The sequence below is a fragment of the Pelolinea submarina genome (assembly GCF_003966975.1).
GTDB lineage: Bacteria > Chloroflexota > Anaerolineae > Anaerolineales > Anaerolineaceae > Pelolinea > Pelolinea submarina.
The window spans coordinates 1,958,695-1,971,374 of record NZ_AP018437.1; the positions used below are offsets into that span (position 1 = coordinate 1,958,695).

The window sequence follows — 12,680 nt, forward strand, 5'->3', positions numbered from 1 at the left end:
CGATTTTAATTTCTTTTGATTATATTGTTAGCCATTTTAGATACAGCGCTGCCAAGAGAACCAAATTAATCAGAATGCCTATCCATCCACTATTGTCGAGATGTTCAAAGCGTCCATTCCAGAATAGAAAGAAGATTAATGTTGAAAAAATTGAACCAGCAATGATAATAGGACGCCACCAAACTTGTTTGAAAAGCAGCCCCGCTCCACCAACCACAAACAGAAGAGCTGCCAGTATCAGTGAGATTCCAGCCAGCTTACGGTTGGTATCCATTCCTAAAATGTTTGAGAATGCCCAGGAGTAATCAGGCCAATCCATCCCGGGTTGAAGTTCAAAGTATCGAGCGCTTTGCCCAAAATAAAGAACGTGGACCAGTCCGTGCAGCACAAGAAAAATGCCAATTAGATTTCTGATCATGCGATCTCTCCTTCCAGTGAATTTCTACCTGCACTTACCGAACCTATATTTTAACGGCTTAACAGCTCCTGCCCAAAACCGGCAACAAAAGAGATTACAAACATGATTGCAGATCCAAATACGAAAATCATGTTCGTGTTCATTAACTCCTCAATACTCAAATTCCCCGGGAAATAGCCAAATATCGCCATTTCCAATCCAATTAGCATCAGGATTACAGCCATCGGCAGCGTGAATCTCCAAAGATGTGCCAGGAAAAGCCAGCTACGCTGCGGCAATAGCTTTTTCCATCCATTTAAGGGTTTATCCATTCTGGTAGCAAAGGCCCATGCAGGAATGAAGAAGAATGCCTGGCCAATACCACCCCCAACCAAGAAGCTTAGGATAAACAGAGCTAGATAAATCCTTCGGCCATGTTTTGTGGGCAGATACGAGATTGACCATAGGATGATCGCAATCCCAACCAGGACTGCCGCTATACCCGTGAGTAGATAATTAGGCAATATTGTGAACGCAGGTTCGGTCCCTTCAGCCCAAAATCTTTGCATGGGGCCGATCGCATTAATCAATAAGTTGTCTGTTGGATTGTTGCCTTGTAATATCTCAAAAATGCCGTGGTTAATACTTGAGAACAAGCCAAAGAATACACCAACTGTCGTGGCAATCGTACGGGTGGCAGACCAATCCTTAAATAAACCAGACTGTGTCCCGGTAAAGTTTTTGTTCATTTGAATTATCCTTTTTTATTAATCATTGGTAAAAATTCTTTACCAAGGGATTTCTTCGTAAGGCACCAAACCAGGGGAGAAGAAAATCCTTTCAGGTTTAAGCCGATAAATATCGATGAGACGCTGCGCATCCTTGGGCAAGATCAAATCGATGATCGGGTTATCTTTGATAAATTGCTGTTGGATATCCTCATCATTCACTGGTTCAATATTCCCTTTGATTCTCAATTGAGATTGTTCATCATGCTTCGCCCAGACAATTTCGGCGACAGGTTTGTTATTGATTTCCATAACTTTTGGTGAATTTTTCATGGTAAAGAAATACAATTGATTACTATAAACGGTGTGGATTCCCATCGGCCTGACACTTGGTGTATTATCCAACCCTATCGTGGCTAGATAACCAAATTTCACATCCTTGATATATTCAATTACTTGTTGTCTATCCATTCTTCTCCTTAATTATTTATCTTTTCTATTTTCTAATTACTGAAACAATCGTGAGGTTAAAATCATGCAGCCGGATTAAGATACCTAACAGAGCCGCCTGGTCGGTTAGTCTGCCGGTGAGTGATGTAGACCTGCCCGGCTTTTTTTCTATGCTCATCCCCTCCAGCCAATCCGACCATTTCTCGGGAATTTCATTTTCAACAACAATCTCATATACAAACGATTCATTCATCATGGCTCTTAATCTACCCCTGTTGAAATGCCGAAGGATTCTCTCAGCAGCTGGTCGCTTTGTAGAAAGCCGGCGAAATCCTTTACGAATCGGGCCGCGGGAGCGCCATCCACGATATCATGATTAAATGAAGCGGTCAGGCACAGGTGTTCATGCATTTCGAACTTTCCTCCTATTTCCACAACCCGATTGATTATGCTTCCGACTGTTACACCCACCGTTGCGCTGACCAACGGAATGAAGGCGACGCCTTCATTTGCGAACATGCCGAACGCCGTTACGGCTACTGCTCCATATCTGTCCATCATATTTAAATTACGCGATGCGATTTTGATGAAAAGGTTGTAGAGAAACCCTGGTATGAATTTAACCCAGCCAGTACCCGAAAACCCACCAAATTCAACATCCGTTTTTGCCTGTATCTCACGAATCTGGTTGTGTATCTGAATATAGCTTTTATCCTGTGCAAAGCCAACGCCAAAGGGCTCGGGGATGCTTTCCCCTTTGATATTTCGCTCAACCATAGCGCTGATAGTCACATTTTCCAGAATGATCAATTGGTTACCGCGGCGGAATGAATTCATTTTGGGGTGAAGAACCACCGCGCGGGAGAGGCAGGTGATGACAAAGGCAGTCAGTGAAAGCTTCTCCCCCGTTTTTTCTTGATGCTGTTTCATGAAGCGCCGCGGCTTCGATATGTCCACCTCGAAGATGGCATGAATATTATTCTGACCTCGGCCGGCGGAGGCTGAAGCCGTCACCATCTTCCGCCTTAGTGAGAAAGGCTCCTTGTGGAATTGAATAGGTTTATTTTTAGAAGGATTACCCATCGATTTTCCCTCTCATCCAAATAAGACTGATTTAATTAATAACGGCAGCGACATCCCGTAATTTCCCAGAAAATGAGCCAGCATGGTAAACCACAGGCTGCCCAGCGGTCCGGCAAAAAAAGCGCCGGTAAACGCCAAAGGTAATACCTCAAGACAACGCCACCACACATACAAATGCTTGAGCATGAAGATCAGCCCGCCTGCCACCCATGATAGGCGGCCAAAAAGTCCATTCAGTTTGGGGATTAAAACGCCGCGATAGTAAATATCTTCCACAAAAATATTCATCAAAGCCGTGAACGACACGAGCAGAAGGAAAACATAATTATGCTCAAAAACTACACCGGGATAGGCATCTGAAATGCTATTCACCTCTTTCAAAGGATTTTGGGAAGCAGGGAACCAAACCGGCGGTGGTAGCAACGAAGCAATTTTGGGGCTGAGTTTAATGAGTGGAAATGTGGCTGCAAATGCCAGGATAAAGAGAAGTACAAACAATCCCCAGGCTTTCCAACCACCCAACTTCAACGAAAGCCGTGCTTTCAGAAAATGCCAGTTAAATAACCCCCCTTCGCGCTTCAGGATCAACACGGCCAGCAAAAATTCGAACAAGTAGCCGGACAGCGAGATCAGATTCAAAGCATACCCGTTGATTTCACCTTCAGCAGTTGTCATATAAGGCATCAAAAGGGGAGTTACAACATATAGTAATAGCAGCCACCAGGCTAACGGGACCAGGATGAACGCTGCCAAGCTTACCCAGTTCATTTGGGGAACTCTCAACTTTTCGGGATTCTTTTCTTCCATTATTTCTCCTTCAAGTGAACCGGGAATTGAGATTACAAACTTGATCCCGGTTCATTTGATAAATTTGCCTTTGGCAAATTCAAGCTGCTGCCAGTAGATAGATCCCGGCTGCTGAAAATCCAAGTGATAATAATGAGGCAATCTGATGAATCCGTAGAACTACAGCCGGCCAACTTCGTTCAAAGCTGAGCATTCCACCCGTAGCTACCAGCGCCAGAAAAAGGGCCGCAGCCGCAGCGATTACGAGGACTTGAAGCATTGATAACGCATATCCTGCTTTGATCAGCTGAACTGTGACCGCTGCAAGGAGTACGATCATTACCACGGCGATAATCTTATGGACATTGAAATAGAGCGAGTTTAATGGTCTTCCTGCACCAGTTACAATCACACCTGAGATGAGTGTAAAAACTCCCAAAACGCCCGCCGCAACAATCTTTGTGGTTGAAATAACGTTCATTATTTTCTCCTTTTTTTATGGTTCGTAATAAATATAAGAAAAAACTAATGAACTTACAGTGGACAGAGGGTGTATCTTCCGGCAGCAATTTATAAAAAGAAAGGTGTACGAAAGTACACCTTATGTCATTGTGTATAAATAATAGGCAGTCTATAAATCCGGAAGGAGTCCCTTCTCTCGCGCAATTATGACAGCCTGCGTGCGGTTGGCTGCATTAAGTTTCGAGTAAATATTGCTGGCATGTTTTTTTACAGTCCGGATGGTTATCACCAGATCTGCTGCGATTTCCTGGTTGGTTCTACCGGATGCCAGCAATGCTAGAACGTCCAGCTCTCTCGGCGTTAATTGCTCGATCAATCCGTTTACAGGAAAATCCTGCCTTTCCTCTTTCAACCCGGAAGATTCGCCAAGCGACGCCAGGAGTCTGGAGGCATAATGCTTTATTTTCGGAGAAACATCCCGCCTGGTGAAAATCTCATTTAATAACGGTCGTATGACCTGACCTTCTTCCACCAGCAAACGGACATAGCCAGACTGTTCGCCTATCTCCAAAGCTTTCAATATTGAGGTGATGATGGGTTCTGAAATCGTCATACCGCCTTTTTTATAGAGGTTAATTCCTCGCAGCATGTTGACTTCCATCAAACGACCCAAGCGGCCATCGCGCGCGACGGTCACCTCAATTTCATCGAGCAGATCACTGACTTCTTCAAAAAGGCTTTGGACGATCTTAATTCGGGCCAGGCATAATTTGTAGACTTCTACAGCGATCAAAGGTAGTTGTATCGAAAAAGAACTGCCGCCAAGAAGGTTTTCGATCTCTGGGACCAAGGCGTAGGCTTCATTAAATTCACCAGCAGATAAAAGAACAGAAACTTTACGGGTCATTTGAGTGAATTCCCTACGCTGGAAGTTCTTTTCAAATTCCCGATACTCTTTTAGAGCGCCGGAAAAATCTCCTTTTGCCTGGCGTAACCGGATACTCTGCACAGTCCCGGTAAAAAGGCCTTGAAGGGCGCCTTTTTGGCAAATTTCCAGCCCTCTCCGGAGATACTGTTCTGCCAATTCAATCTGATCCCTTTCCAGGCAGACGCCTGCCAAACCAATCAGGCACGGGCCCGCGGGGTAAAAATCACTTTTTCCATCACCGGCCTGGATAATTCTTTCACAATAATATGACGCCTCATCCAGACGGCCATATTGGCAGAGATCATAGGTTCGAATCATTGTCGTGTTGGCAATCATACCTAACCGGCCGGATTTTTCTGATAAGCGAAGACTTTCTTTGTAGGCGTCAGCTGCACGATCGACGTCTCCGATCATCCCATATGTACGATAAAAGACTGAATAAAGATAGGCTTTTAATAAATCATCCTCATCAGATATCACTTTTTGTGCTTCGTTTGCAATCTGAATCGCTTTGCCTGTATTTTGAAAAGCCAGGAACATAGAGAGATGAACAAGCGCCCTGCGTTTCAATCGGTCATTTTCAGGCGAAGGCGGGAGGGAATTGATCAATTTCTCCTTATCCTCAAGAGTACTTTCGGACATATCCAAAGTCCCTTTAATCAATTCAATTAGCAGCCGGAATACTTCTAACCTTGGGAGCGTTGAAAAAAAATCTTCAGGCAAAGCATCCAGCCAGGATTTTAAAAGATTCTGGCGATCAGAGAAGATCATCTTTAGCCCAAATTCATCCACCAGTTGAGCGGCTCTTTGAAAATTCTTTCCTAAAAGAAAATGGTGGACGGCATCTATTATCTGATCATTTTCTTCAAGCCAAACAGCAGCTTTGTTATGTGCGTCAATCACTTCATTTATTGAAGCGGTTTGAGAGAAACGGGCCTGGAGCAGATCAGAAAACAGATGGTGATAGCGGAAGTATTCTTTATGATCATCGAGTGGAATAAGAAAGGCATTTTGATGGGAGAGAGATTTCAGAACTTCGTGCGCATCTCCGCATCCGACCACAGCTTCACATAATCTTGCATTGAACCTTTCAAGAATAGAGGTTTTTAATAGAAAATTCTGTAAAACAGGATCGGTTTTTTCCAGGATTTCTTCAACCAGGTATTCTGCGACAAACTGGTGGCTGCCGGTGAAATCGTTGATGAAATCTGCCAGGTCTGCCTGATTTTTCATGGAAAGGGCTGCCAGATGAAGCCCTGCTACCCAGCCTTCAGTGCGCTGTGCAATCGCCTTGATTTCCGTTGGGGTAAGTTCTTTATTTAAAATTTGTTGGAAAAAACTTGATACTTCACTCTCGGTAAAACGCAAGTGGTGACCGCGAATTTCAAGTAATCGGTGCCCAACCCGGTAGCGTGCAAGCGGCCAGGACGGATCAATTCGGGTGGAAATGATGAGGTGCATATTTTGCGGGATATGATCGACCAGAAAAACGACTAATCTATTGGTATTTTCATCGGTTATTGTATGAAAATCATCCAGAACAACGGTAAGCTGATCTCGGTTCCCGGCAACATTATTGATTAATTCCGCCAGAATTGGGTCCAGAGATTCAAATGCAGATGCTTTCAAGGAACTGGATGGATTTTCAACTATACCTTTATCGATTTCTCCAATTGCCGCAAACAGGTATGTAAGGAATTGGCGGGGATCATTGTCATCCGAGTCGAGAGAAATCCAGACGATCGGTGATTCGGAAGCAGCAACCCATTCACTCAATAGGGTAGTCTTGCCTGATCCCGCCGAAGCCGAGATCAAAGTCAACGGATAATTCTGACTTTCATTCAATCGCTTCAGAAGACGTTCCCGCGGGAGAAAATCCTGCCTGAGTGGAGGTACGTAGAACTTTGTGGCCAGAATAGGCGTATCCAAGATTTTGTTCATCTATTCAAAAACAAGAAGTAGTAATAATTTATTATACAAAAAAATGAAATTACGAACCTTAACTTCAGGGAGAAAAAATGAATTGCATGTAGCAATTTCTCCCATTGATTATTTAACATCAATAACTACTTGAACTTAATAAATCACAATATCTATGTATAGGAATCCAGAAAATTTATGCTTATTAACGTTTAGGCTGGAAAATATAAAAAAAGACTTGCTAATTAGCAAGTCATTTTTTCCAGTCGGGGCGAGAGGATTTGAACCTCCGACCTCTTGCACCCCATGCAAGCGCGCTAGCCGGTCTGCGCCACGCCCCGAGGACGACCGTTATTATATCATTATCTTTTAAATCGCAAGAAAATTCATAGGGGAATTTTGCCAATTGCGTAATGAACCGGTACATGCAGTCGCCGTGTGCCGGCTCGACGGGCTTCATCTTCCAGCTTTTCCCAACGATCCAGCTCAGCCGGACTGAGCATCTCCCGCAGATCCGCTGCCAGCACCTGCCACTCGTCTTCCTCCTCAGCGCTGAACAAGCCGGGTTTGGGCGCCAAAAACAGCTTCCCGCATTCCAGATTGGTCAGGCCGATGCTGTGAAAGAGCGCAGACAGGTGCGCGCCGATGAAGGGGTGCGCGCCCTGTTTTAACAACGCGCGGGTTTGCAGTTCGCCCAAAGGAGCCAGCTCGGCAGGTTCGTCCAGGCGCGCGCCGTAATCCGGCTCGGCCAGCGTAAATAGCCAGCCGCCTGGGCGCACGACACGCTTCATCTCCTGCAGGGCATGCATGGGATTGTGGGCCCATAAAAGGTAGAAATGGCACAGGCAGGCGTCGAAGGATGCCGGCGGGAAGGGCAGGTGCAATCCATCAGCGCACAATTTGTCCGTTGGCGCGGGTATGATTTGCAGGGCGGGAAAGTCGAAGTCAAGACCGGTCAGGCGCTTGTACCCGTCCGTAAGCAGACCTTCCAGCAAGGCGCCATAACCGCAGCCGACTTCCAACAGTCGGGCATCCGCAGACAGTCCGCCGGCTGCCAGCGCATAGCGGCGCAGATCAGCCGTCCAGCCAACTTGCTGGCGGTAACGGGCTTGCCAAAAGGCCCTGTCAGCGGACGGGGTCATCAAAACCTCAAAGGGATTTCAATGCCGTTTCCAGATCTTCTCCCACGGGTCGGTCAGCAGGTTGCCAAGCACCTTGTTGACGCCCTGCGCGGGCAGCACGTCGCCGTCCGGTTCCACGTACAACCAGGCTTTGCCAGCGCCCTGGGGAGTTTTCTGGTCAGCCAATTCAAACGCCACCGGATGACTGGCGGAATACGGCACGGGCAGGTCCCACACCTGAGACATACCCAGGGCGGCCGCCTGTTCGCCGGCTTTCTGCAATTCATCCGACAAGGATTCTTCCGCAACGCTCAGGGAAACCGAAACCACGTCCGCTTTGGCGAGCTTATCCAGCAGGGCCGGGAAACCAGCGCAGTTATTGGCTGTCAGGGTGATATGCACAGTCACTGCGATATCCAGAGGCATCAAAACCTTGAGGGCACTCCAAAAGCGCTTGTCGTCCGGATTGGCCAGCAAGAGGATATGGTCAAGTCCTTTTTCCAGCAGATCGAGGGAATATTTCTTAGCCGCCAATTTATAGCCGTCGCTGAGCAGGCCGCTGACCAGGCCAAGTTCCTCGGCGTAAGTGATCAATTCGGGCAGATCATCGCGCAGGGTGGGCTCGCCGCCGGTAAAGATGATGTGCGGAATGCCGGCTTGCCAGGCGTTCTTCATGACGGTCTGCCACTCGGCTGTGCTGAGTTCGCGGCTGACGCGTTCGGTGGGGGCTACAGACGCATCCGTACCGTCGGACACGCGATAGGTCAGGGCGCAATCCAGGCGGTAAGGCGCGGATAATTTTTGTGAATAAGGCGCCACACGTTCCATATCCAGGAAGGTGACCGGATCAAGATCCTGGCTGTTGACCAGCGCGTCGATCTTATCCATAAATTCCACCAAATCCTGCTCGGCGGTCTCGCGTGGAATGCTGTAGCGCTGGGAAACCGTATCGGCGATAGCAGATTTTTCCATGCCCTTAATCAGATAATAGGTATATTCCGCTGCGGTTTGGTTGAGGTGCAGTACGGTGCTGGCATTCAAGATGAGGATACCGCTGCCGTCGCTTTCCACACGCAGGTGCAGCTTATAAGGCAGTTCCGCATCGGGCGGCGCCTGATAAAGGTAAATCCCGGCCGGGATGGTTTCCGCCCGGGTGTAGAAGCTGTCGAAAAAATCCTCGATTTTCTTGAACATGTTTCCTCCTCAATCTATTCGCACAGTTAGTTTCTAAAATGGCAGGTCTATGACCGGATCAGACACGGCCTGCGGGTTTTGCTGGATATAAAGCGGGCAGCCGCCGCCGCAGGAAGAAAGCAGGTCACATACGCGGCAGCTTTCAGGCGTGTAGCGGCGCTCGCGAATGGTGAGCGCCAGGTCGCTGTTCCAAATGGAAGGCCAGGGGTCGGACAGGAAGTTGCCCAGCGATTCGTAATATGACTGGCAGGGCAGCACGCTGCCGTCCGGCTCGATACACATATTGTAGCTGGCGGCGGTGCAGCCCTTGACACCCAGACCGCTGTCCACCGGGTTGAAATGGCAGTACTGTGTGGGGGTGTACCAGATCAGGCGTTGTCCGCTGGTCTCGACGTGCGCTTTGGCAATCTCCAATAAATCGGCCAGTTCGCTTTCGAGCAGCGCTTCGGGGTTGGCAGCCCCGCGTCCGGAATGGATTAAGCCATTCAAGCCGATGGTGGGCAAACCCAATTCAGCCAAAAATGCCAACGTATCAGCCAGATAAGGGCTGTTGCTGCGCAGCAGGGTGGTATTGGTCATGACGAACAGGCGCGTGCCCAGGGCGGCACGGATGCCTGCTACTGTTTCATCCCAAGCTTTGGGAGCAGATACAATTTTGTTATGAATGGCTGCATCATGCGATTCCAGGGTGATCTGCACATGGTCCAGACCAGCGTCTACCAATGATTGCAGAAAATCTGTATCAGACAGCTTGCGTCCGTTAGTGTTCAAGCCGGTGATCAGCCCCAATCTCTCCGCATGGGCGACCAGCTTGGGAAGGTCGGGAATTAAAGTAGGTTCACCGCCGGTGAAAACCACATGCGGGATGCCCAGCTCCCAAACTTTATCCAAAACAGCCAGCCATTGGTCGGTGCTGAATTCCTTTTGGGCGCGAGAAGCTTCGTTATAGCAGTGCAGGCAGTGGTTGTTGCAGCGATAAGTGAGCGCCAGATCCATGCGGTAAGGAGCGGAAGGCTGGCGCGAGAAGGGCTCCAGAATTTCCAGGTTTAAATCGCAAATCGGGCAGGGATCATCCTCAGGTGAAATTATTGGATGAAAGGTAGCCTTGAAGGCCTGATAATCTGCAGCGGCCTGATCGCGCTTGACCGGAAAAACCTGCGTGACACGTTTGATAGCTTGCTCGTCCGATACTTCGTCCAACAGCAGATGCGCCATCAACGCGGCGCTGGAATTGAAATGATAGATACGGTTGGCATTCACCAACAGGACAGCGCTGCCGTCCGCTTCGACGCGCAAATGGATGCGTTTCTTAGACTGGCCGGATTGGCGCAGGTAGGTGAAATTGCCGGGCTTGATCCCCGGCAATGTATTTTTGTTTGAAAACAATAAACGCTTTTTGGATAATTCGGCCATAAAAGCCTTCCAATGACCTTGGTTAGCGTCCGCCGCCGGCACAAGCACAGGCGCACCCGGCACAGGCACAGGCACAAGCGCAGGAATGGCCGCCGCCGCCCATGCCGCTGCCGCGCCCACCGCTGGAGCGGAAAGTGCTGGAGGTCTGTACCGGTACAGGATTGGTTTTGTCGGTAATGCCGCCGGTGAAGGAGGTCAGGTTGCCGACCACCCCGGCCGAGAAGGCTTGCACGGTGCCGATTACGGATGCCGCGGCGTTGGAACCAGGCAGGTTGGGCAGCGTAATGGTCCTGGATTGATTGCCGCCGGAGGGCGCGGAAGTGCCTTTTGCCACGGAACCACCCATGCTGCGGCCAGCCGAACCGATGGTCGGATCGGTGCGCCACCACCAATAGGGCATGAAGACCGGCCCGGTACCGAAAGTACGGCGGGTACGAGTCTCGTAATCTTTATCCAGAATGGTCCAATCGGCCGCATCGGAGTATTTTTCAGCACGAACTTCGGGCGTCTCGGCTTCTTCAACCTGCTGCCAGGCTTTCTTGATGATCTCTTCATAGTAAGCCACGGTTTCTTTGCTGCTGAAACCTTTCATTTTCTCGCCCACGGTCTTTACCAATGCAACCATCATGGCTTGCAGAGCCTTGCGGCGCGCAGCCGCGTTTTTCTCTTTGAAAGCTTCCAGGAAAGCCTTTTCGTAATCGCGCAGATCTTCCGGCAGTGTCTCTTCCACCTTTAATTCCAGCGGATCACGATTGGTCACCTCGGCAGCTTCTTTCTTGACCACCGCGAACAGGATCATCGTCAAAATCTTATCCATAGGCTGTTCCATCAGAATAGCCGCTTCCACGGAGGTCAGGCCGCGTTTGATACCGTGGCCTTCAATGGCGATCTTGGGAGGCAGGTACTTCAAACGGCGCTTCTTGGCGCTTTTTACTGCCAGCGCGATGATCAGGCCGAAGATACCGAAAATACCGGTGCAGCACAATATCGGAATGACCGTACCCCATACCTGGCTGGGATTGTAAGTCACAGTTTGCTCGGTGTTGATGGCGCTGGTGGGAATCACACGCGCCGGAAAAGTGACGCCGAATGTATAACGGCCATCGGGCGACGCGGAAGTGGAAGCCCATTGGTAGAGAACACGGTCTTCAGAATCAAAAGCTGAAGCAGGGGTGTCATCGCCCGGCCAGCCCTTGGGGTTGATCCAGCGCGGTTCCTGGTCGGTCAGACCCGGGGGCAGATGGAAATTGAACGTTAGGCTGGTATTGCCGCTGACATAATCCGAACCGAAATAGCTGGGTTGGAAATTGATTGAGGCGTAATCCTCGCTCTCATTTTCGCTGGCAAAGTAGAACAAGTTGCCGACGTTTTCCGCACGCATATACACCACACCGCTGCCACCGGCAGGAATGGCATTAGCGCCCAGACCCAGGGCGATGCCATCCACGTAATCCGAATAGGTTATATCAGTGATAGTTTTACCGTCCACATTGGCGGTGATATCACTAAGCTGGTAGGTGCTGTTGCCGGGCATCCCGATATCAACAAAGTCAATGACGTGGGCGCTGCCGGCGTTTTGGAATTTATAGTAATACTCAATAGTAATCGTACCGTCGGTCTCGATGAACACATCCACCTGTTCTTCGGGAACCTCGAAATAATAATCCTGCGCAAGAACGGGTTGAATGAAGGTCAACAGCATCAACAATGCAACGAAAATGCTGGTAACTCGATTCTTTTTCATGAACTCTCCCTTGATGAAATAAATAATTATAGAAAACGGGCTACCACTTGGGCTCTTCGGAGAGCTGATAAGTAGTGCCGCAGAAGGGGCAGGTAACCACCGGGGCGCCTGCCACCAGTTTAATGTCTTTTTCAGAAAGCACGCCGCCGCAGGATTTGCACTTAATTGTATCCATGCCAACCTGACCGGGTAGATCGATATTCACGGTAACATTTTGGCCGGTTTCCGCGGGTGGTTCAGCGCGCGTGGCGAAGAAAATCATAATAAAGCCGATTCCGGCCAGGATAATGGAAAACCACACTGGAATTGATGTACCGGTCTGGCTGAAAGAACCCAGGAATAGGATGAAAGAAAAAACCAAAGCGAAAGCAGCCAATACAAACAGGGTGATTTTGCCAAATTTCATAATGCCTCCGAGAAATGAGTAATAAAGTTTTGATTACAAACACAGTTC

General features: G+C 48.8%; 13 protein-coding genes and 1 tRNA gene. All 14 read right to left on the minus strand.

Translation table 11 applies throughout. From position 1 onward, the window contains the following. Nucleotides 1-19: 19 nt before the first annotated feature. Nucleotides 20-418: a hypothetical protein gene (locus Pelsub_RS08610; protein WP_116224136.1), complete on the minus strand. Its 399-nt coding sequence runs from the start codon at nt 416-418 to the stop codon at nt 20-22. Between the two features lie 50 nt (nt 419-468). Next, complete coding sequence (locus Pelsub_RS08615) at nt 469-1,146, minus strand: hypothetical protein (RefSeq protein WP_116224135.1); 678 nt, start codon at nt 1,144-1,146, stop codon at nt 469-471. Between the two features lie 39 nt (nt 1,147-1,185). Then, nucleotides 1,186-1,596 carry a pyridoxamine 5'-phosphate oxidase family protein gene (locus Pelsub_RS08620; protein ID WP_116224134.1) on the minus strand — a complete coding sequence of 137 codons (411 nt, stop codon included), beginning with the start codon at nt 1,594-1,596 and terminating at the stop codon, nt 1,186-1,188. A 25-nt stretch (nt 1,597-1,621) separates the two neighbouring features. Further along, nucleotides 1,622-1,831 (minus strand): hypothetical protein, encoded by a 210-nt coding sequence (locus Pelsub_RS08625; protein ID WP_126440466.1) that lies wholly within the window; start codon nt 1,829-1,831, stop codon nt 1,622-1,624. A 5-nt stretch (nt 1,832-1,836) separates the two neighbouring features. After that, complete coding sequence (locus tag Pelsub_RS08630) at nt 1,837-2,658, minus strand: 2-oxo acid dehydrogenase subunit E2 (RefSeq protein WP_116224132.1); 822 nt, start codon at nt 2,656-2,658, stop codon at nt 1,837-1,839. Between the two features lie 12 nt (nt 2,659-2,670). Then, nucleotides 2,671-3,465: a CPBP family intramembrane glutamic endopeptidase gene (locus tag Pelsub_RS08635; protein ID WP_116224131.1), complete on the minus strand. Its 795-nt coding sequence runs from the start codon at nt 3,463-3,465 to the stop codon at nt 2,671-2,673. A 79-nt stretch (nt 3,466-3,544) separates the two neighbouring features. Further along, complete coding sequence (locus Pelsub_RS08640) at nt 3,545-3,925, minus strand: hypothetical protein (protein WP_116224130.1); 381 nt, start codon at nt 3,923-3,925, stop codon at nt 3,545-3,547. Nucleotides 3,926-4,075: 150 nt separating this feature from the next. Next, nucleotides 4,076-6,775, minus strand: coding sequence for a LuxR C-terminal-related transcriptional regulator (locus Pelsub_RS08645; RefSeq protein ID WP_116224129.1), 2,700 nt, complete (start codon nt 6,773-6,775; stop codon nt 4,076-4,078). Nucleotides 6,776-7,020: 245 nt separating this feature from the next. After that, nucleotides 7,021-7,095: transfer RNA gene (locus Pelsub_RS08650), tRNA-Pro, on the minus strand. 45 nt (nt 7,096-7,140) lie between these two features. After that, nucleotides 7,141-7,896, minus strand: coding sequence for a class I SAM-dependent methyltransferase (locus tag Pelsub_RS08655; RefSeq protein WP_116224128.1), 756 nt, complete (start codon nt 7,894-7,896; stop codon nt 7,141-7,143). A gap of 18 nt (nt 7,897-7,914) precedes the next feature. Next, nucleotides 7,915-9,069: a PqqD family peptide modification chaperone gene (locus Pelsub_RS08660; RefSeq protein WP_116224127.1), complete on the minus strand. Its 1,155-nt coding sequence runs from the start codon at nt 9,067-9,069 to the stop codon at nt 7,915-7,917. A gap of 33 nt (nt 9,070-9,102) precedes the next feature. After that, a complete protein-coding gene (locus Pelsub_RS08665) occupies nt 9,103-10,482 on the minus strand; it encodes a radical SAM/SPASM domain-containing protein (RefSeq protein ID WP_116224126.1) in 1,380 nt (459 codons plus the stop codon). Nucleotides 10,483-10,504: 22 nt separating this feature from the next. Continuing rightward, nucleotides 10,505-12,226, minus strand: a complete 1,722-nt coding sequence (locus Pelsub_RS08670; RefSeq protein ID WP_116224125.1) for a hypothetical protein — start codon at nt 12,224-12,226, stop codon at nt 10,505-10,507. 40 nt (nt 12,227-12,266) lie between these two features. Next, nucleotides 12,267-12,632, minus strand: coding sequence for a hypothetical protein (locus Pelsub_RS08675; protein WP_116224124.1), 366 nt, complete (start codon nt 12,630-12,632; stop codon nt 12,267-12,269). Nucleotides 12,633-12,680 lie beyond the last annotated feature (48 nt).